At 64.8% G+C, this 19,990-nt stretch carries 17 protein-coding genes; 10 read left to right on the top strand and 7 right to left on the bottom strand.

What is annotated here, in order from left to right:
• The 6 genes from H1B27_RS40455 to ugpB all read right to left on the bottom strand — a co-directional run.
• Window positions 1–156: ATP-binding cassette domain-containing protein (locus H1B27_RS40455; protein ID WP_376709011.1), on the bottom strand; the 156-nt coding region annotated here is incomplete at its 3' end.
• A 200-nt stretch (window positions 157–356) separates the two neighbouring features.
• Window positions 357–1,256: an ABC transporter permease gene (locus H1B27_RS31330; RefSeq protein ID WP_061879734.1), complete on the bottom strand. Its 900-nt coding sequence runs from the start codon at window positions 1,254–1,256 to the stop codon at window positions 357–359.
• 9 nt (window positions 1,257–1,265) lie between these two features.
• Window positions 1,266–2,279: an ABC transporter permease gene (locus H1B27_RS31325; protein ID WP_061879735.1), complete on the bottom strand. Its 1,014-nt coding sequence runs from the start codon at window positions 2,277–2,279 to the stop codon at window positions 1,266–1,268.
• Between the two features lie 197 nt (window positions 2,280–2,476).
• On the bottom strand, window positions 2,477–4,099 hold the full coding sequence (locus H1B27_RS31320; RefSeq protein ID WP_197968696.1) for an ABC transporter substrate-binding protein: 1,623 nt from the start codon (window positions 4,097–4,099) through the stop codon (window positions 2,477–2,479).
• A 386-nt stretch (window positions 4,100–4,485) separates the two neighbouring features.
• Window positions 4,486–5,538 (bottom strand): aminoglycoside phosphotransferase family protein, encoded by a 1,053-nt coding sequence (locus H1B27_RS31315; protein ID WP_246515836.1) that lies wholly within the window; start codon window positions 5,536–5,538, stop codon window positions 4,486–4,488.
• Window positions 5,539–5,591: 53 nt separating this feature from the next.
• On the bottom strand, window positions 5,592–6,914 hold the full coding sequence (gene ugpB, locus H1B27_RS31310) for a sn-glycerol-3-phosphate ABC transporter substrate-binding protein UgpB (protein ID WP_197968695.1): 1,323 nt from the start codon (window positions 6,912–6,914) through the stop codon (window positions 5,592–5,594).
• A gap of 204 nt (window positions 6,915–7,118) precedes the next feature.
• Between ugpB and H1B27_RS31305 the strand changes: the two genes are divergently transcribed.
• The 10 genes from H1B27_RS31305 to H1B27_RS31260 all read left to right on the top strand — a co-directional run bounded on the left by H1B27_RS31305 (window position 7,119) and on the right by H1B27_RS31260 (window position 18,412).
• Window positions 7,119–8,114: a TRAP transporter substrate-binding protein gene (locus tag H1B27_RS31305; protein ID WP_197968694.1), complete on the top strand. Its 996-nt coding sequence runs from the start codon at window positions 7,119–7,121 to the stop codon at window positions 8,112–8,114.
• A gap of 6 nt (window positions 8,115–8,120) precedes the next feature.
• Window positions 8,121–10,199, top strand: coding sequence for a sensor histidine kinase (locus H1B27_RS31300; protein ID WP_210343556.1), 2,079 nt, complete (start codon window positions 8,121–8,123; stop codon window positions 10,197–10,199).
• Window positions 10,169–11,914: an ATP-binding response regulator gene (locus H1B27_RS31295; RefSeq protein WP_197968693.1), complete on the top strand. Its 1,746-nt coding sequence runs from the start codon at window positions 10,169–10,171 to the stop codon at window positions 11,912–11,914. The genes H1B27_RS31300 and H1B27_RS31295 overlap by 31 nt, the downstream gene beginning before the upstream one ends.
• A gap of 10 nt (window positions 11,915–11,924) precedes the next feature.
• Window positions 11,925–12,659, top strand: a complete 735-nt coding sequence (locus H1B27_RS31290) for a response regulator (protein ID WP_061879740.1) — start codon at window positions 11,925–11,927, stop codon at window positions 12,657–12,659.
• Window positions 12,660–12,970: 311 nt separating this feature from the next.
• Window positions 12,971–13,582, top strand: coding sequence for a sigma-70 family RNA polymerase sigma factor (locus H1B27_RS31285; protein WP_197968692.1), 612 nt, complete (start codon window positions 12,971–12,973; stop codon window positions 13,580–13,582).
• A gap of 332 nt (window positions 13,583–13,914) precedes the next feature.
• A complete protein-coding gene (locus H1B27_RS31280) occupies window positions 13,915–14,613 on the top strand; it encodes a cytochrome c biogenesis CcdA family protein (protein WP_197968691.1) in 699 nt (232 codons plus the stop codon).
• Between the two features lie 31 nt (window positions 14,614–14,644).
• Window positions 14,645–15,208 carry a thioredoxin family protein gene (locus H1B27_RS31275; RefSeq protein WP_061879742.1) on the top strand — a complete coding sequence of 188 codons (564 nt, stop codon included), beginning with the start codon at window positions 14,645–14,647 and terminating at the stop codon, window positions 15,206–15,208.
• Window positions 15,209–15,310: 102 nt separating this feature from the next.
• A complete protein-coding gene (locus H1B27_RS31270) occupies window positions 15,311–16,285 on the top strand; it encodes a hypothetical protein (RefSeq protein WP_197968698.1) in 975 nt (324 codons plus the stop codon).
• A 365-nt stretch (window positions 16,286–16,650) separates the two neighbouring features.
• Window positions 16,651–17,244, top strand: coding sequence for a L,D-transpeptidase (locus tag H1B27_RS31265; protein WP_131874707.1), 594 nt, complete (start codon window positions 16,651–16,653; stop codon window positions 17,242–17,244).
• Between the two features lie 130 nt (window positions 17,245–17,374).
• The gene (locus H1B27_RS31260; protein ID WP_061880242.1) at window positions 17,375–18,412 is read left to right on the top strand and encodes an amino acid ABC transporter substrate-binding protein; all 1,038 of its coding nucleotides are present in this window, start codon (window positions 17,375–17,377) and stop codon (window positions 18,410–18,412) included.
• 237 nt (window positions 18,413–18,649) lie between these two features.
• On the opposite strand, the gene H1B27_RS31255 is transcribed toward H1B27_RS31260, so the two are convergent.
• Complete coding sequence (locus H1B27_RS31255) at window positions 18,650–19,789, bottom strand: acyl-CoA dehydrogenase family protein (protein WP_197968690.1); 1,140 nt, start codon at window positions 19,787–19,789, stop codon at window positions 18,650–18,652.
• Window positions 19,790–19,990 lie beyond the last annotated feature (201 nt).

The following is a 19,990-nucleotide window of genomic DNA, read 5'->3' as shown; positions in this document are numbered from 1 at the left end:
GGTCACCGACTTGCCGGAGCCGGACTCGCCGACGATGGCGAGCGTCTCGCCCTTGGCCACGGAGATGTCGACGTGCTGCACCGCTTTCACGATGCCGCGACGGGTGGTGAACTCGACGGTGAGGTCCTGAACGTCGAGCAGCGGCTGGGCGGTCATGGACGGCTCCCGTCACTCAAACATTCGAAAACAACCCCATGCACAGTAGAATGGCGACTGAAATCATTGGAGAATTTCCGATGGGCCTTTGCGCGTGAGGGAGGCACCGACCTCTCGCTCCCTCCCCCCTTGTGGGGGAGGGAATGAGAGAGCAGTGCCCTCCTCACATGCACAATCCAGGAGCCCAAACCCAATCATCATCACGTCCTCCGCTGGGGATCGACGATGTCGCGCAGGCCGTCGCCGAGGAGGTTGAAGCAGAACACGGCGATCATCAGCGCGAGGCCGGGGAAGAGCGCGATCCACCATTCCCCTGACACCATGAAGCCGGCGCCCTCCGCGACCATGATGCCCCATTCAGCCGTGGGCGGACGGACGCCGAGACCGATGAAGGACAGGCCCGCGGCATTGAGGATGGCATAGCCCATGGTCAGCGACATCTGCACGATCATGATCGGCATGATGTTCGGCAGGATGTGCACGAGGAGAATGCGGAATTCGCCGTTGCCCGACAGCCGCGCCGCCTGCACGAAGCCGGCATTGCGGCGGACATTGGCTTCGGCACGCGCGACACGGGCGTAGAGCGGGAAGTTCACGATGGCGGTGGCGAGGATGATGTTCTGCACGGTGTTGCCGAGCGCGGCGACGATGCCCATCGCGAGCACGAACAGCGGGAACGCCATGATGGTATCGGCGATGCGGCCGACGATGCGATCGGTCCAGCCGCCGAAGTAACCCGCCGCGATGCCGGCGAGCCCGCCCATCAGGAACACCAGCGCGACGGATGCGACCGCGATGAAGACGTCGAGCCGGGTTGCGACGATGACGCGGCTGAAAATGTCGCGCCCGAGCTGGTCGGTGCCGAACCAGTGCGCCGCCGACGGGGGCTTCAGCGCAGCCGCGGTGTCGGAGGCGAGCGGGTCATACGGCACCACATAGGGGCCGAAGATCGCGGCGGCGAGGATCAGGATCAGCAGCGCGAAGGCGAAGCCCGTGACCTTGTTCTCGCTGAGGACGTAGCGAGTCTGTTCGAGGATCGCGACGAGGCCAGAGGTGCGGGCGGGACCGGCAGGTTCGACGGCAGGCGCAACGGAGCTCATGTGGTCCCCCTAGCCTTCAAGTCTGACGCGCGGATCGATCACGCCATACAAGATGTCGATCACGAGGTTGAGCAGCACGTACATCACCGCCATGGTCAGCACGAAGCCCTGCACCGGCGCGAAGTCCGACGAGATCAGCGCTTCCACCGCATAGGAGCCGATGCCGGGCCAGGCGAAGACTTTCTCCACCAGCACGTTGGCCCCCAGCAGGAACGAGAACACCATGCTGAGCGTGGTGATGACCGGCAGCATCGCGTTGCGGAAGGCGTAGGTGACGATCACGGTAGCGGGCGACAGGCCGCTGGCCCGCGCGGTGCGGACGAATTCGGATGCGAGCACCGCCAGCATCGAGGCGCGCGTCATGCGCGCGATCGGCGCCAGCGAGAAGATCGCGAGCGTCGTCGCCGGCAGGATCAGCTGGCTCAGCGCCGAGCGGAATGCCTCGACGTCGCGCGCGAGCAGAGTGTCGATCAGGTAGAAGCCGGTCACCGTCGGCGGCGCGCTGTAGAACACGTCGAGACGGCCGAGCGGCGCGGGCGACCAGCCCAGCCGGAAGTAGAACACATAGACCAGCACGAGGCCGGTGAAGAACACGGGCAGCGACACGCCGGCCGTCGTGGTGACCCGGCAGAGATGGTCGATCCAGGACCCCGGCCGCGTCGCCGCGAGCACACCGAGCGGGATCGCGATCACAACCGAGACGATGAGGCCGAGCAGCGTCAGCTCGGCCGAGGCCGGCAGGCGATTGCGGATCTCGGTGGCGACGGGCTGGCCGGTCGTGAGCGAGTTGCCGAAATCGCCATGGGCGAGATCGTTGGCATAGCGGAAGAACTGCTCGACCAGCGGCTTGTCGAGGCCGAGTTTCTTGCGGATCTGCTCGACCGCTTCTTTCGTTGCGGCAGGGCCGGCGAAGTACGCCGCAGGGTCGCCCGGCAATGCGCGCGTCAGCAGGAAGGTGACGATGACGACGCCGATCAGCGAGGGAATCGCGAACATCAGGCGCTTGCCGATCATGGTCAGCATGGGGACGACCTCTCGCGCTTTGCTTTGAAACGAGATCGCGCTCCGTGAGCCGCTGCGTTCCCTCCCCCCTTGTGGGGGAGGGCTAGGGAGGGGGGTGGCCCCGGGAGAGGTCGGAGTTCGTGGCTACCCCTCTCCCCAACCCTCCCCCACAAGGGGGGAGGGAGTCTGAAGAGCGTGCTCACCTCACCCATGTCCCCTCACCCCTTCGCCATCGCGCGATAGTCGAGCCTGCGGTGGAACCAGTACTGGTAACCGCTGATGTTCTTCTGCATCGCGACGTTGACGAAGGGCTGATACAGCGGGATGCGCGGCACGTCGGTGAAAGCGAGATCGACGAAGCCCTTCACGTCCTTGTCGTAGGTCGCCGTGTCGCCGGTTGAAGCAGCGGTGCGCGCGCCATCGATCAGCTTGTCCATCTCCGCCGACTTGTAGCTCATGGTGTTGAAGACGGAATTATTGCCGTGATAGCACCAGTAGAAGAAGTATTCGGGATAATCGAGCCAGCCCGAGAACACGTTGGTGAAGAGCGGCATCTCCTTCTTGTTCAGCTCGGTGCGCCAGTTGGCGCCGGGCACCTTGTTGATGGTGGTCTTGATGCCGAGCTGAGCGAGACTCTCCTGCACCAGCACGCAGAGCGGCTCGTTGACACCCGCGAAATTGAGATCGAACGAGATCGTGGTCTCGAAACCGTTGGCATAACCGGCCTCGGCCAGCAGCGCCTTCGCCTTCTCCATGTCGGTATTGTACTTGTGCGGCTGCGGCCAGGCGACTTCGGTCGGCTTGTCCTTCGGCGCACCGAACATGGGATTGCCGAGGCCGAACAGCACGGCGTCCATGATCTTCTGATACGGCATCGCATAGGCGATCGCCTGCCGCACCTTCGGATTGTCGAACGGCGGCTTGGTCACGTTCATGCCGATATACTGGATGCCGTTCGAGAACGGCAGCGACACCACGTTGAGCTTGCCGTTCGCCTTCATCTCCTGGAAATCCTTGAACGGCAGCTCATAGGAGATGTCGGCGTCGCCGCGCTCGAGCAGCGCGCGGCGGTTGCCGGCCTGCGGCACCATGCGCCAGATCACGCGCTTGATCTTCGGCAGGGGACCGCCGACCCAGTCGTCGTTGCGCTCCATCACCACTTCGGTGCCCGCGGTCCATTTCACCACCTTGTAGGCGCCGGAGCCCGCGGTCTGCTGCTTGGTGTATTCGAGACCCCAGGGATCCTTCTCGCTGGCGTTCTTCTTGACCAGCTCGGAATTGACGATGCAGGGCACGATGACGGCAAGATCGGGGATCGTGAGCCTGTCCTTCTTCAGGAAGTCGACGCGCACCGTATGATCGTCGATCACGACGAACTGCTCCGGCTTGGCCAGCGAACCCGCGCTCATCTGGAAAGTCGGGAAGCCGCCGACGCTGACGGCGCGGTCCAGCGACCACTTGACGTCCTTGGCGGTAACAGGCGCGCCGTCGTGGAATTTGGCGTTCTTCTTGAGCTTGAAGGTCACCGACATGTCGTCGATCTTGAAGTCCTCGGCGAGCTCGCCCTTGAACTTGTCGCGATCGTAATAGGGCACGCCACCGGGGCCGCTCTTCATCTCGTGGCTGATCAGGCGGTCGTAGCAATTCCAGGACACCTCGTAGCCGGGCACGTTGGTGCCGACGCCATGGATGTCGAGATTGTTGGGGCCGCCCTCCGAGACGATCAGCAGCGTCTCCGAGCGGGCATCGGCCTTGGCGGAGGAGATCACGGACGGCATGGCCGGAAGCGCCGCTCCGGCGGCCAACCCGGAAACGGATTTGAGGAAATCGCGGCGTTTCATGAAATGGCTCCAACACAACGTTTTGGTTGGAACTGGCTTCGCAAGGTTCGTGCCAGAGCTTAACGAGGTATTACCCGCGGATTAACGTGCTGATTCCAATCACATTCTGCCATTTCTGGCGGAAAGTTGGAGAGAGCGATCACCCCTCGTATTGCATACAAAGAGAGACAATTGCTTAAAATATAGGCCAACAAATGGAGGAGCCCATTCGGAAGGCGATGGCACTAAAATCCTTCAAGCCACGGCGTAACGGTACGATCTCCGCCGTCATTCCGGGGCGATGCGCGGCATCGAGCCCGGAATCCATCGGGCCGCAACATGCGCGGAACAATGGATTCCGGGCTCGCCGCTCCGCGGCGCCCCGGAATGACGGGGGAGGCCGGCGCTCACCCCGCCCAGATCAGCTCCTGCAGCTCAACCAGATCGTCCGCCTTGTCCTGCCAGCCCGCGATGCAGATGTGGCTGTTGAGGTCGCTGGCGCGGTGCAGCAGCATCAAGGCCATCAAGCGGCGCTTGAGCGCGAAATCGAGCTTCGTATAGCCAAAGCCTTCGAGCAGGCTCTTCACCCGGCTCGGCCGTCCCGCCGCCATGAAGGCGGCGGGACCGAGCAGGTCGTAGTCGCGCCATCCCGCGAGCACGTCGCCGAAGTCGAACAGGCCCTTGAGCGACCATTGGCCGTCATCGCAGGCGAGCAGTAAATTCTCGGGGATGTATTCGCCGACCAGGATCACCGGCGGCGCATCCATCGGAATCAGCTGAGCTGCATCGTGGAGGAGATCGTCGAGACCGGCGAGGAATTTCGGCGCAAGGCCGAGACGTGTGTGCCTGGCGCGGCAACCCTGCATCTGCCGGCGCATGACGTCGTCCCAGCGCGGCTCGATCTGCGCGAGCTCTCCAAGAGGGACGCGCTGCACGGAAGCGATGGTCTCGCCGATCTGGCGCAGCACGCGCTCCTTCTGGTCTTCCGGCAGGGACGGCCAGACCTCCGAGCCGAGCGTGCCGGCAAGGCGCGTGATGACGAGATAGGGCCAGCCATCGCGCTCACCTTCGGCGACGATCTCGGGAATCGGCAGATCGAGATGGCCAGCGAGCTGCGTCAGCGAACCGCGCTCGGAGATAAACTGCGCGCGCAAGAGCGGCGGGAAGATTTTCAGGATCAGCGTTTCACCCAGGCCGACCACGAGATTGGTGCCAGTCGCAAACACATGCGGGGCGCTGACATCGAGACCGTGTCCGCGCGCGATGTCGAGCGCGATGGGGAGCCATTGTGAGGGAGCTGAGCGAAAGGCGCGGAGGCTTGCGGCGTCGGTGAGGTGAGGAAGCGTCATCGACATCGCGCGCACAGTAGGTTTGCGCTCGTCATGCCCGGGCTTGGCCCGGGCATCCACGTTCTTCGTGCTGCGTGGCAAGTCGTGGATGGCCGGGACAAGCCCGGCCATGACGCTGTGGAAAGGTCTCGCGCGCCGGTCAACGCCAAGCTTCTATCCTGCTTCTACCTGTCCGGACTGGCGCGTTCGAACTGGCGCAGCAGCTTGTTGCCGCGCTCGACGGCGGAATCCAGTGCGGCTTGCGCGCTCTTCTGGCCGGCAAAGGCCTGCTCCAGCTCGTCCTCGATGGCGCCGCGGATCAGGATGAAGGAGCCGAGCCGGATGCCCTTGGAGCTCTCTGTGGGCGGATGCAGCGTGATCTGCTCGAACGAGATCGCCGAGCCCGGATTGCGCTCGTAGAACCCCTGCGACCGCGTCAGCTCGAAGGCGGCGCGGGTCACAGGCAGATAGCCGGTGTTCTGGTGCCAGGCGGCCTGCACGGCGGGTTGCGACAGATAGGCAAAGAACCGCGCCACGCCCTTGTATTCCTGGCGGGGACGGTCGCGCAGCACCCAAAGCGTGGCGCCGCCGATGATCGAGTTCTGCGGCGCGTCCTTCACGTCGGGCCAGTACGGCATCATACCGTAGCCGATCTCGAATTTCGAATTCGCCTTGATGTCGGCCCGCGTCGCCGAGGAGCCAATGAAGATGCCGCATTCGCCTTTCTGGAAGCGCGGCTCGGCTGATTGACCGCGGCCGCTGTAGTCGAACAGCCCGGTCTTCTGCCACTCCGCGAGCTGGGCAATGTGCTTGACGAGAAGCGGATTGTTGATGGTCAATTCGGCATCAAGCCCGGCAAAGCCGTTCGCCCGCGTCGCCAGGGCCAAATTGTGGAAGGCGGAGAAATTCTCGACATGGATCCAGGACGGCCAGGACGTGGTGAAGCCGCAAGGAGCACCACGGTCGCGCAGGCGCTTCGCGGCCGCCCCCAATTCCGGCCAGGTCTTCGGCGCCGCCTCCGGATCGAGGCCCGCCTCGCGGAACATGGTCTTGTTGTAATAGAGGATCGGGGTCGAGGAATTGAACGGGAAGGACAGCAGATTGCCGGCCGCATCGGTGTAGTAGCCGGAGACCGCGGGCAGGTAGTCGTCCAGCGAGAACGGCTCGCCCTGGTCCCGCATCAGGCTGAACACCGGATAGATCGCGCCCTTGGCCGCAGTCATGGTGGCGGTGGCGACTTCGTTGACCTGGACGATCGCCGGCTGGCTGCGCGAGCGGAAGGCGAAGATCGCGGCCGTCACCGTCTCGGTGTAATTTCCCTTGTAAGCGGGCACGATCCGGTAGTCGGACTGCGAGGCGTTGAAGTCGGAGGCGAGCTTCTCGAGCTGCCGGCCGAGCTCGCCGGACATGGCGTGCCACAGCGCGATGTCCGTGGCGGCACGCGCAGGCGCGGCCAATGAGAGAGCCGCAAGGGCGGCGACGAGCTGCAAAAGGCGCAGTGCTGACATCACGGTGGCTCTTCCCTTGCCGCACGCCGGAAGACGGCTGCCTTGCTTAAGGCGCGGCATTGGCGGTTTCAACCGGGAATGAGCGCCGGCCGCGCCGCACAATTCTGCCCTGCGGAACCGGCGGGATGGCCTTCCCATGACCATCTGTTAGATTGCATTGAACCTTTTCCTTCTACCATAGACTCCACCACTGAGGGGTCGAGTGTGCCAGTGCTGAACCGTGCCGAATCTTCGCGGACCGGGGTGATCTTCGTCGCGCTTCTGCTTACCGTCTGGACGACGGGCGCCGTTGCGCGCGAATTTCGCGCCGCCGACACCCAGGCCGAGAACTACCCGACCGTCCAGGCGCTGCGCTACATGGGCGCCTTGATCGCCGAGCGCAGCGGCGGCCGGCACGAGATCAAGGTGTTCCACTCCCGTCAGCTCGGCGAGGAAAAGGAGACCATCGAGCAAACCCGGGCCGGCGCGATCGACCTCAACCGGACCAACGTGGCGCTGATCGGCAATTTCGTCCCGGCGATGAACGTGCTCGCGATGCCGTTCCTGTTCCGGTCCATCGAGCACATGCAGAACGTGCTGGACGGGCCGATCGGCAGCGAGATCTTGAACAGTTTCGAGCCCTACGGATTCGTGGGACTCTGCTTCTACGATTCGGGCGCGCGGTCGATCTACAATGGCGTCCGCCCGGTCCGAAGCGTCGCAGATCTCCGGGGATTGCGGATCCGGGTGCAGCAGTCGGAGTTGATGAGCCAGATGATGCGCGCGCTCGGCGCCGAACCGGTCGAGCTGCCCTACGGGCAGGTGCTCACCGGGCTTGCCAACCACCTGATCGACGGCGCCGAGAACAACTGGCCATCCTTCGTGACGACGGACCATTACAAGCATGCCGGCCACTACACGCTCACCGAGCACACGATGAGCCCGGAGGTGCTGGTGATCTCGCTGAAGGCCTGGCAGAGCCTGTCGCCGGACGACCGGATCATCTTCAGGGAGGCCGCGCAGCGCTCGAGCCGCTTCATGCGCGAGAAGTGGCGCGACCTCGAGGAGCAGTCGCAGCGCAAGGCGCAGGACGCGGGCGTGACCATCGTCAAGGACATCGACCGCAAGCCGTTCGAGGAGGCGATGGCCGCAATCTACGCCAAGGCCGGACGCGATCCTGCGGCGGCCGCGCTGATCGAACGCATTCGCAAGGTGGAGTGAGGCCTTTTGGCTGCACTTGGACATCACGAACACGCGGACAGGCCGCCCGGCCCGATCGGGCAGCTGCGCGCGCGGCTCGTCGGCGTGCTGCGGGCGGTGCCGATCCGCTGGCGCATCCTGTCGATCGCCGCGCTGAACTCCGCCGTGGTCGTGGTGCTGGTGGCGATGATCTGGAACGGCGCGCAGGTGCTGGGCTCGGCCTGGCACGACGTGCGCCAGGTGCGCGAGTCCGACCGGATCCTGGCGCTGCTCGAAAGCGAGACCGGACGCCTCCAGAACCTGATCCACCGCTACATCAACCAGCCGAGCCCGGACCTGTTCGCCGAGATCCTCCTGCTGCGCGAGGCGGTGCTGGGCACGCTGACCAACCGCGCCGCCAAGGACCCGATGCTGTCGGGCTCGGTCGAGGAGCTGGAGCGCACCACCGATCGCTTCCTCAACGGCTTCGGCGAGCTGCGCAGCGTGCAGGCGACGATCGCCAAGACCTATGAGGAGCAGGTGCAGGGCCCGGCCAGGGACATGGCCGGCCTCTATTCCATCATCGAGGGCGCCACCGGCCATCGCGACGCGCTGATCTGGCCCTCGCTCGGCAAGTCCCGCGAGGCCTTCACCGCGATGCTGGTGGCGGCCAATTCCTACTACCTGTCGCAGTCATCGGGCGCCGCCGACGATGCCCGCCGCAATACCGAGACGATCGAGAAGACCATCCCGGTCATGATCGATCTCGCCGACAACGACCTCCAGAAGATGGCCCTGCGGCGGCTTGCGGCCCGCACCATGGCGCTGCGGGAGGGCTTTGCCAAGCTCTCCGAGCAGCTTGCGAGCCGCACCGAGCTGCTCCGCAACACCATCGACGCCAGCCAGGCCGAGGCGATCGGCGCCATCGACGACCTCTCGAGCAAGATGCGCCAACGCGAGCAGAAGGCGCAGGAGACCTTCGACCGCACGCTGGGAGATATTTCCCGGCGGGTGCTGTCGATCGCGGTCATCTTCCTCGGCATCATCCTCACCGCCGGCGTCTTGATCGCACTGTCGATCCGCCTGCCGCTGCAACAGATCATGACCGCGATGCGTGCGATCACGCTCGGCGACCTCGATCGCGAGGTGCAGGGCACCAAGGCGCGCGACGAGGTCGGCGCCATGGCGCGCGCGGTGGAGGTGTTCCGCGAGAACGCGATCGCCAAGCGCGAGACCGAGGACGAGCTGCGCGCGTCCAAGGAGAAAGCCGAGAGCGCGCTGCTCGAGCTCAATGCCGCGCAGCAGAATTTGATCGATGCCGAACGGCTGGCGGCGCTCGGCGGCCTGGTTGCCGGCGTCGCGCACGAGGTCAACAATCCGATCGGCATCAGCCTCACGGTGGCCTCCAGCCTGGCCCGGCGCACCGAGATCTTCGAGGCCCAGCTCAGGGGCGAGGGCGGCCTGCGCCGGTCGCAGCTGGAGGAATTCGTGCAGTCCTCACGCGACGCCTCGCAGCAGCTGGTCGCCAACCTCCAGCGCGCCGGCGAGCTGATCCAGTCTTTCAAGCAGGTTGCGGTGGATCGCTCGCATATCGAGCGGCGGCAATTCTCGCTCAGCGAAGCCACCGAGCAGATCATCGCCAGCCTGCGCCCGGTGCTGAAGCGGTCGCCGATCACGCTTCAGGTCGACGTGCCCGAAGGGCTGCTGCTCGACGGCTATCCCGGCTCCTACGGCCAGATCCTGACCAACCTGTTCCTCAACGCCGCCAACCACGCCTTCGCCGACGGGCGCGCCGGCACGATCGCGATCTCGGCGCGGCCGCGCGGGACCGACGACATCGAGATCAGCTTCGCCGACGACGGGGCTGGCATGACCCCCGACGTGCAGCGCCAAGCCTTTGACCCTTTCTTTACCACCCGGCGCAATGAAGGCGGCACGGGACTTGGCCTCCATATCGTCTATAACCTCGTCACCCAGCAGCTCGGCGGCCGCATGGTGCTGGAATCCAAGCTGGGACAAGGCACTACTTTTCGCATTATCATGCCCCGGGTCGCCAAGGGCGGCACGCAAAGCACAGAAAGTGACGGATCTTCGCAATGGCCGAACAGGACGATGTCCTCCACCTGATCGACGATACCGGTACCGCGTCGGAGGATAGTAACGCCCGGAAGTGGAAGATCGCCGTCATCGACGACGATCCGGCCGTGCATGACGGCACCCGTTTCGCGCTGTCGGACTACAGCCTCAACGGCCAGAGCCTGGAGATCCTCTCGGCCCATTCCGCAGCGGAAGGCCGCAAGCTGATGGCCGAGCACGGCGACATCGCCGCCGTGCTGCTCGACGTCATCATGGAGACCGACGTCGCCGGCCTCGAACTGGTCGAGTTCATCCGCAACGAGATCAGGAACGAGACCGTGCGCATCATCCTGCGCACCGGCCAGCCCGGCCAGGCGCCGGAGCGGCGCGTGATCGTGCAGTACGACATCAACGACTACAAGGCCAAGACCGAGCTCACCGCCGACAAGCTGTTCACCTCCCTGACCGCGGCGCTGCGCTCCTATCAGCAGCTCGAGCGCATGGTGCAGACGCGGCGCGGGCTGGAGATCATCATCGATGCCGCCTCGACGCTGTACGACTTCAAGTCGATGCAGCGGCTCGCCGAGGGCGTGCTGACCCAGCTCGCCTCGCTGCTCAACGTCGATTGCGCCGGCATCCTGGTCCTGCGCGACAATGGCGGCGTCGACCCCGAGCTCTCGGTGCTCGCCGGCAGCGGCTGCTACAGCCGCTTCATCGGCACCACCACGTCGAAGGCACTCGATCCCGACCTGCGCGAGATGGTCGAGGCCGCGTTCCAGCGCCGCAAGAACGAATTCGCCGACCACCGCAGCGTGATCTATCTGCGCACCGGAAGCGGCCGCGAGGTCGTGGTGCTGCTCCAGGCCGAGCGCGAGCTGTCGGAGACCGACCGGTCGCTGGTCGAGATCTTCTCCAGCCGGCTCTCGATCGCCTTCGACAACGTGATCCTCTACCAGCAGCTGCAGGACGCCAACACCCAGCTCGAGGACCGCGTCGCCCAGCGCACCCGCGCGCTGATGCAGGCCAACCGCCGGCTCTCGGCGCAATGGCTGCGGCTGCAGCGCGCCAACGGCTTCAAGAACGAGATTCTGGGCACCGTCGCGCACGACCTGAAGAATCCGCTCGGGGTCATTCTCGGCCGCACCGAGATGCTGAAGGAGCTGATCTCGACCGGCGCCTCGGAAAGCGGCGTGGCCGCCCAGGTCGACCACATTCGCGACGCCACCAAGCGCCTGACCACGATGGTCGACCATCTGATCTCGGATGCGATGGCCGATGCCTTCGACATCACCATCCGCCGCGAGCCGGTCGACGTCGCCGCGCTGGCCAAGGAGGTTGCCGACGCCAACCAGCCGCTCGCGGTCAACAAGCAGCAGGCGATCAGCGTCACCGCGCCCCCCAACATCGTCACCATGTGCGACACCGACCGCATCCGCGAGGCGATCGACAATCTCATCAGCAACGCAATCAAATACTCTCCGATCGGCGGCAAGATCGACGTGGCCGTCAGCCATGAGGGCAGCGACACCATCGTCCGCGTCAGCGACGAGGGCGCCGGCCTGTCGCCGGAGGATCTCGGCCGCCTGTTCGGCCGGTTCCAGCGGCTGTCGGCAAAGCCGACTGCCGGCGAGAGCTCGACGGGGCTTGGGCTCTCCATCGTCAAGCGTATCATCGACATGCATGGCGGCGAGGTAACCGCCGACAGCGAGGGCCCCGGCAAGGGATCGACCTTCACCATCACCCTCCCCGCGACTGAAACGCCGTGATGGAGAGCCCATGACCCAAAGCCAGCACATCATGATCGTCGACGACGAGGCCCCGGCCCGGGAGATGGTCGGCGATTACCTCAAGATGCACGGCTTCACCGTGACGCTGTGCGACGGCGGCAAGAGCCTGCGCGCCGCGATCCAGGGCAGCATGCCCGACCTCGTCGTGCTCGATCTCAACATGCCCGAGGAAGACGGGCTCTCGATCATTCGCGACCTCAAGAGCCGCATCAACGTGCCGGTGATCATGCTCACGGCGACCGCGAGCCCGATCGATCGCGTCGTCGGACTCGAGCTCGGCGCCGACGATTACGTGGCCAAGCCCTGCGAGCTGCGCGAGCTGATGGCGCGCATCCGCTCGGTGCTGCGGCGGAGCGTGCCGGCCAGGGCAGCAGTGCCCGAGGCGGCGGCGAAATCGGACAAGGAGCAGCTGGTGCGCTTCGGCACCAAATGGCTCGATCTCGAGGCGCAGGCGTTGCGCGACGACGAGGGCAACGAGCATCCGCTGACGGCCTCCGAGTTCGGGCTCCTCAAGGTGTTCGCGGCCAATCCGAAACGCGTGCTGTCGCGCGAGCGCCTGCTGGAATTGGCCAATGCGCGCGACGCCGAGGCCTTCGACCGCGCGGTCGATCTCCGCATCATGCGCATCCGCCGCAAGATCGAGCCCGACCCGGCCAAGCCCGCCGTGATTCGCACCATTCGCGGCGGCGGCTATCTGTTTTCGCCGGCCGGCGAGAAGGCGTAGGGACGTCATTCCGGGGCACCCGCAGGGCGACCCCGGAATCACGGCGCGGGCGGACGACACCGAACGCAACAGCCAGAAATACGTTCCCGGCGCCTCCGCTCAGCCCCAAATCCCCGCCCCCGTATTTTCCGTACATTGAAATTCCACGCCTTTTTGCCCCGAATGTTTCGTCGCGGCCACTGCGACGAAACAATTTGGCGGCGCACGAAACCATTTTCGCCTTTTCGTGCAGACATCCCGAAACGTTGGCTCATTAACACTTCGGCCTAAGGAAACGCCGCTCGGTCGCGGCGCTACGGGGAGCCAAGTCAATGCCGAACGTCATCGCCATCAACGCCCAAGCCAGCCAGAGCATCATCGCCGCTCAGGCGACCTCGGACGACATGCTCCTCGAGAGCATTGCCGACGGCAACCGGACGGCCATGCATATTCTCTATTGCCGACACAATGTGCGGGTGTACCGCTTCATCCTGCGCATCGTGCGCGATGCCACCACGGCGGAAGACCTGGTCAGCCAGGTGTTCCTGGATGTGTGGCGGACCGCCGGCCAATTCCAGGGCCGCTCGCAGGTTTCGACCTGGCTGCTCTCGATCGCCCGCTTCAAGGCGCTGACCGCGATGCGCCAGCGCCGCTTCGAGGACATCGACCAGGAAGATGTGCGCCAGATTGCCGATGGTGCCGACACGCCGGAGACTTCGCTCGACCGCAGCGACACCAGCGCCATCCTGCGCGCCTGCGTGCAGAAGCTGTCGCCTGCGCATCGGGAGATCATCAACCTCGTCTACTATCACGAGAAATCGGTGGAGGAGGTCGGGCAGATCATCGGCATCCCCCAGAGCACGGTGAAGACGCGGATGTTCTATGCCCGCAAGCAACTGGCCGATTTGCTTAAATGTGCCGGCGTCGATCGTTTCGCCGCCTAACTCCAATCAATTCAACGGGGTAGGACCGCATCGCAGGCCCCGCCCCCGGACACGGAAGTGTTACCGCCGACGAAACAATTGAAACAAAGCGCAACATCAGGCGGAAAAACTTCACTCCTATAAAGTCCCCATACGGTTTTCGTTAAACCTCCCAAGGACCTCCAGCGACCCGGACGATGCCCCCGTCCGGGTCGTTTTGTATTTGGGGTGAAGCGGCCTTGTGAGGGCCATGACGACCTCCCCACCGACCGCGCCGTCACGACCGCGTGACGTCGCGTAACGTGCGACGCTCCGGACGCGAACTGCCCTCGTGACCCCATCCACGAGGGCCAATGCTCGACCTCCTCTTCGCCGTCCTTGCCGGCCTCCTTACCGTTGCCGCGCCATGCACGCTGCCGATGCTGCCGATCCTGCTCGGCGCCTCGATCGGGCGCGTCGGGCATCTGCGGCCGGCGATGATCGCGCTTGGCTTCGTCATCTCGTTCTCCGCAGTCGCGCTGCTGCTCGGTGCGATCACGCAGCTGTTCGATTTCGACCCGAACGTGCTGCGCGAAGCCGCATCGATCCTGCTGCTCGGATTCGGCCTGCTGATGCTGTGGCCGGCGCCGTTCGAGTGGCTGTCGGCACGGCTCAATGGCTGGCTCGATCTCGGCAGTTCGAACGGCGCGCAGCGCGAGGGCGCGCTCGGTGGCCTCGTGCTCGGCACCACGCTGGGCCTGGTCTGGACGCCCTGCGCCGGCCCGGTGCTCGGCTCGATCCTGACGCTGGTCGCGACCTCGAAGGATGTTGCCTGGGCCGGCACGCTGCTGGTCGCCTACGCCATCGGCGCGGCGATCCCGATGCTGGCGATCGCCTATGGCGGACAGGCCGCGACCACGCGCGTGCGCAGCCTCGCGCGCATCTCGCCGCGGCTGCAACAGAGCTTTGGCGTCGTCGTGATCGGCTTCGCGGTCGCGGCTTATTTCCAGTACGACACGCTGATCGTGGCGTGGCTCACCCGCTTCTATCCCACCGGCCAGATCGGCCTCTGACCGTCGAAGATTTCACCCGGAGGACGCTTCCATGACTCTCAAACTGCTCGCTGTTTCCGCCGCACTGATCGCCTTCACCGTCACCGGCGCCGTCATCCCCGGCGTCTGCGACGAGGTTTCCCGCGCAAGCCCCGTCCGCGTCGCCGCCGCAAGCCAACAGACTGCGCCCGACTTCACCGGCATCAACAACTGGTTCAACTCGAAACCGCTCAGCATCGCCGACCTCCGCGGCAAGGTCGTGCTGGTCGACTTCTGGACCTATGGCTGCGTCAACTGCGTCAACACGCTGCCGCATGTCACCGGCCTCTATGCCAAGTACAAGGACAAGGGCCTCGTCGTGGTCGGCGTACACACGCCGGAATTCCCGTTCGAGCGGTCGGCCGCGAACGTGCAGGCCGCGCTGAAACGCCACGGCATCACCTATCCGGTGGCGCAGGACAATGATTCCAAGACCTGGAACGCCTATCGCAACCAATATTGGCCGGCGCAGTACATCATCGACCGGAGCGGCAAGATCGTGTTCCAGCACGCCGGCGAAGGCAGCTATGACCAGATCGAGCGCACGGTGGCGAGGCTGCTGAACGTCGACAGCTGACGCCGCGCGGCCGTCGCGGGGCGGGTTTCAGTTGTCGCCCTTGTTGCTTGACTCCACGGACCCGTGCGTGGAGTTTCGCGAGCGATGCAATCAGCCGCCGCAATGGACGACACGACCAGCCATAGCGACATTCGCCTTCGTGAAGGCGCCTCGATCGCGCAGCGGCTGGTGATGTCCGGCTTTGCGGCCGCGGTTGCGCTGTGCTTCACGCCGGGCCTGTTCACGCGCGACATCCTGGAAATCGTGATCTCTGTGGTCGCGCTGCTCGTGGGGGCGGGCTTCGTCGTCGGCATCATGATCGCGCCGGCGGTGGTGTGGATCATCACACCGAGCGAGATTCTGATCGGGCAGCAGCGTCCGTTCGGAAAGCTCCGCACGCGGGTCGTGCCCAAGGACGACATCAGGGAATTGCAGGTTCCCGGCAGCAAGAGGGTGAAAGCGCGTTTCCAGCTGGCCTTCACGCTGGCCTCGGGGGAACGCCTGACGTCCCCGCCGATCTCGGACGTCACGCATGTGCATGACACCGTGACCCGGATCGCCACGCAATTCGGCGTTCCCAATGTCGAGGCACCTCGCAATCCGCTCGATGCCAGCAATCGCGAGATGCATCTCGGCGAACCGATCGAGCCGTTTCCGGCGCGGGACATCTACATCGTGGCACTGATCGCGGTCGTTGTGAGCGCCGTTCCCTATGCCTACAAGCTCTGGCGCGGCCTGCCGCCGGGCCCGATCGACATCGCGCTGTTGCCCGTCGGCGCGATCGCGGCGTTCGTCGTCTACAGATACGCCAACCTGGTCACCGGTGCCTTCTGGATCATCCGGCCGGCCGACATTCGCATCGAGCGCCTATGGGGCGATGGCAGCCTGCGCGCCGACCATATCGAGGGACGCGACGTGAAGACGATCTCCGTCGAGCGCCGCGGCCGGTCCGAGGACGAGCACTGCATCGTCGTGATCCGGTTGCACTCGAGGCGGCGATTTCGCAGCCCCCGCATCGGGTCGCGTGCCGAGGCGCGCGCCGTGGCGGTCGAGATCGTTCGGCGCCTCGGAATTGCGGCGGAGAGCAACAAGATTTAGCTGGCATTCAGTGCCACTTGTCGAAGCTTGACGTTTCGGCGAACTCGGTCTGAGCCTCTCCCGCTTGCGGGAGAGGTCGCGCCGAAGGCGCGGGTGAGGGTTCTATCCTCTGGGGGAGCGTCCCGTTGTTGAGAAACCCTCTCCCCAACCCTCCCCCGCAAGCGGGGGAGGGAGCCGACTACCACCGCCGCGACAATCACTGCTTTTCGCGCCATCCCCTGTTCGTGGCATTGCTCCGGCCCGTCAAAAAGCCAAAGTATTCTCGTGACATACCAGGGCGGCGCGCCATCAACTTGCCATGAACTTGCCCCTCAGGTTTGATGGTTCATGATTGATTTGCGCTGTGGCAGCGGGGAGAGCTTTACATGACGGATTTTCGTCGCCTGACCGGGATGTTTGTGGCTGCGATGGGACTGATCCTGTCCGCGCCGCAGGCCTTCGCCCAGCAGCCGGACCGCGGGGACGAGCCGGGCCTGATCGCCGATGACGGCTACCAGCTCGATCCGGAATGGCAGAAGCAGGTGGTCTACTTCCGCACCACCGAGCCGCCCGGAACGATCATCGTCTCGACTGCAGAACGGCACCTCTATCTGGTGCAGCCTGGCGGGCGCGCGATCCGCTATGGCATCGGCGTCGGCCGCGACGGTTTCCAGTGGCAGGGGCTGGTGACCATCACCAACAAGAAGGAATGGCCGGACTGGACGCCGCCGCCGGAGATGATCCAGCGCCAGCCCTATCTGCCGCGCTTCATGGCCGGCGGCCCCGGCAATCCGTTGGGGGCCCGTGCCATGTATCTCGGCACCACCGTCTACCGCATCCACGGCACCAACCGCCCCGACACGATCGGCACCAAGGTGTCTTCCGGCTGCTTCCGCCTCGTCAACAATGACGTTGCCGATCTCTATGATCGCGTTCCTGTTGGCACCAAGGTGGTCATCCGGCAGAAGCCCGAGCTTTAGAGCTTATGGTTCGAGCATGATCTTTTCGGACGGCCGCTTCGCGCTTCGCGCTCACGCGGCCCTCCGGATCTGGATCATGCTCTCCGTCCTCGCCTGATTCCTTTTCCCGGTTTTTCGAGAGAACAACATGATGCGCACTTTTCGTGGCGGCCTGCTGATCGGGCTTGCCGTCGCCGTGCTGGTCGCCGTCCTGGCCATCATCTATGAATTCTACGACACCCGCACCTTGAAGCGCACCGTTCGCCGGGGCGAAGTGCTGTGCGGCGTCAACAAGGGCCTGCCGGGCTTCTCGATCCCCGACGACAAGGGCAACTGGACCGGCTTCGACGTCGATTTCTGTCGCGCGGTCGCCGCCGCGATCTTCGACGATCCGGGCAAGGCGAAATTCGTTCCGCTCGACGCCAATGAGCGTTTCAAGGAGCTGCAGAGCCGCAAGGTGGACATCCTCTCGCGCAACACGACCTGGAGCATGGCGCGCGAGCTCGACTACGACCTGTATTTTCCGGCGGTGGCCTATTACGACGGCGTCGGCTTCATGGTGCCGCGCACGCGCAACAAGGAGACTTCGTTGGACCTGACCGGCAGCAAGGTCTGCGTGCAGAGCGGAACCACGACGACACTCAACGTCGCCGATTACTTCCGCATCAACAACATGAAGTATGAAGAGGTGAAGTTCGATAACCTCAACGATGTCGTGAAAGCCTACGACACCGGCAGGTGCGACACGCTCTCGGCTGACGTCTCCCAGCTCTATGCGCTGCGGCTGAACCTCACGAAACCCGGCGACCACATGATCCTGCCGGACATGATCTCCAAGGAGCCGCTCGCCCCCGTCGTGCGTCAGCGCGACGACGACTGGATGATGATCGTGAAGTGGACGCTGTACGCCATGATCAACGCCGAGGAGCTCGGCGTCACCTCGGAGAACATCGACGAGGCCCTGAAGTCGAAGAAGCCGGAAGTGATGCGCCTCGTCGGCACCGAAGGCCGTTACGGCGAGCAGCTCGGCCTCACCAAGGACTGGGCGGCGCGCATCATCCGCCACGTCGGCAATTACGGCGAGATGTATGACCGAAACATCGGCGAGAAGTCCAAGCTGAAGATCCCCCGCGGCATGAACCAGCTGTGGAACGCGGGCGGCGTGCAGTACGCACCGCCGATGCGGTAGGGCGGTCTAACGTCCGTCATTGCGAGCTTGAGCCAAGGCTCACGCTTCGCTCTCAATCGTCATGTCCGGGCTCGTCCCGGGCATCCACGTTTTTGGGCACCGCAAGACCGTGGATGGCCGGGACAAGCCCGGCCATGACGGCTTGCATTACTGCCGTAGCCCGCATGAGCGAAGCGATATGCGGGGCCGGTGCCCGCGACATTCCCGGATGTCGCTACGCTCATCCGGGCTACGGGATCAATACCCCCGCGCCCTCGCCAGCTGCTCGGTGTGGTAGTTCGCATCGCCGAACAATTCCTCGCACACCCGCGCGCGCTTCATGAAGAAGCCGATGTCGAACTGGTCGGTCATGCCCATGCCGCCATGCATCTGCACGCCTTCCTGCACCGCGCGCGTGGCGGTGGTACCGGCCCGTGCCTTGGCCACGGCGACGGCGGGTGCGGCCGTGGCGACGTCGGCATCCAGGGCCTGCAGCGCCTTCATCACTGCGGCGCGGGTGATCTCGATGTCGACATAGAGCTCGGCGGCGCGGTGCTGGAGGGCCTGGAATTCGCCGATCAGCTTGCCGAACTGCTTGCGGCTCTTGAGGTACTCGACGGTGCGGCCAAACACCTCCTCGCTGAGGCCGACCATTTCGGCGGCGACCGCCCCGCGGCCGATATCGAGCACGCCATCGAGCAGGCCGGCCGCCTGATCGACCTCGCCGAGCACGCTATCGGCATTGACCTCGACATTGGCGAATTCGATCCGCGCTGCATTGTGCGCATCGACCATGATGGTGCGCTCGATCGCGACGCCCTTCGCCGCAGGGTTCACCAGGAACAGCGTCAACCCCTCACGCTCGCCGGCGGCGCCCGTCGTGCGCGCGGCGACGATCAGGAGATCGGCGACGTGACCGTCGACCACCAGCGCCTTGGCACCGCTGAGCTTGAACCCGTTGCCGGCGCGCACGGCCTGCAAGCCGGTGTGGAGCGGACGGTGCTTGGCGCCCTCGTCGATTGCGAGCGTTGCGAGCAGCGACCCGCTTGCGATCTTCGGCAGATATTCCGATCTCTGCGCGGAATTGCCGCCGCGGTTCAGCGCCGAGGCCGCGACCACGCTGGTGGCGAGGAAGGGCGATGGCATCAGGGTGCGGCCGATCTCCTCCATGACGACGCCAGCTTCGACATGGCCGAGGCCACTGCCGCCGAACTCTTCCGGCACGAGTAGACCGGCAAAACCCATCTCGGCAAAGGAATGCCAGAGCTCCTTGGAGAAGCCGGTGCGATCATTGCTGTCGCGCAAGTGACGCAGGTGCGACACCGGCGCCTTGTCGCTGATCAGCCCGCGCGCGCTGTCGCGGAGCATCGATTGTTCTTCGGTGAGGACGAGGGCCATGTGTGTGTTTCCGATTCGAAAATCTATCTGTGTCGTCATTCCGGGATGGCCCACTAAACTCGGGTTTACCCGAGTTTGGCTTCCCTTATTGCCCAAGTCGGCAACAGCCGACTTGGGTGGGCCAGGCCCGGAATCCATAACCACGATCGGGAGTATGGATTCTCAGATGCGCAATTGCGCATCTTAGCTCGCGCTACGCGC

The organism is Bradyrhizobium diversitatis, assembly GCF_016031635.1.
GTDB lineage: Bacteria > Pseudomonadota > Alphaproteobacteria > Rhizobiales > Xanthobacteraceae > Bradyrhizobium > Bradyrhizobium diversitatis.
This window is presented reverse-complemented; position numbering and strand designations above follow the sequence as displayed.

Excerpts from the sequence above, each read along its gene's own strand:
- H1B27_RS31330 (WP_061879734.1), bottom strand. The coding sequence starts at position 1,256 with ATGAGCTCCGTTGCGCCTGCCGTCGAACCTGCCGGTCCCGCCCGCACC.
- H1B27_RS31325 (WP_061879735.1), bottom strand. The coding sequence starts at position 2,279 with ATGCTGACCATGATCGGCAAGCGCCTGATGTTCGCGATTCCCTCGCTG.
- H1B27_RS31320 (WP_197968696.1), bottom strand. The coding sequence starts at position 4,099 with ATGAAACGCCGCGATTTCCTCAAATCCGTTTCCGGGTTGGCCGCCGGA.
- H1B27_RS31315 (WP_246515836.1), bottom strand. The coding sequence starts at position 5,538 with ATGGCCGGGCTTGTCCCGGCCATCCACGACTTGCCACGCAGCACGAAG.
- ugpB (WP_197968695.1), bottom strand. The coding sequence starts at position 6,914 with ATGTCAGCACTGCGCCTTTTGCAGCTCGTCGCCGCCCTTGCGGCTCTC.
- H1B27_RS31295 (WP_197968693.1), top strand. The coding sequence starts at position 10,169 with ATGGCCGAACAGGACGATGTCCTCCACCTGATCGACGATACCGGTACC.
- H1B27_RS31290 (WP_061879740.1), top strand. The coding sequence starts at position 11,925 with ATGACCCAAAGCCAGCACATCATGATCGTCGACGACGAGGCCCCGGCC.
- H1B27_RS31285 (WP_197968692.1), top strand. The coding sequence starts at position 12,971 with ATGCCGAACGTCATCGCCATCAACGCCCAAGCCAGCCAGAGCATCATC.
- H1B27_RS31280 (WP_197968691.1), top strand. The coding sequence starts at position 13,915 with ATGCTCGACCTCCTCTTCGCCGTCCTTGCCGGCCTCCTTACCGTTGCC.
- H1B27_RS31275 (WP_061879742.1), top strand. The coding sequence starts at position 14,645 with ATGACTCTCAAACTGCTCGCTGTTTCCGCCGCACTGATCGCCTTCACC.
- H1B27_RS31270 (WP_197968698.1), top strand. The coding sequence starts at position 15,311 with ATGGACGACACGACCAGCCATAGCGACATTCGCCTTCGTGAAGGCGCC.
- H1B27_RS31265 (WP_131874707.1), top strand. The coding sequence starts at position 16,651 with ATGACGGATTTTCGTCGCCTGACCGGGATGTTTGTGGCTGCGATGGGA.
- H1B27_RS31260 (WP_061880242.1), top strand. The coding sequence starts at position 17,375 with ATGCGCACTTTTCGTGGCGGCCTGCTGATCGGGCTTGCCGTCGCCGTG.
- H1B27_RS31255 (WP_197968690.1), bottom strand. The coding sequence starts at position 19,789 with ATGGCCCTCGTCCTCACCGAAGAACAATCGATGCTCCGCGACAGCGCG.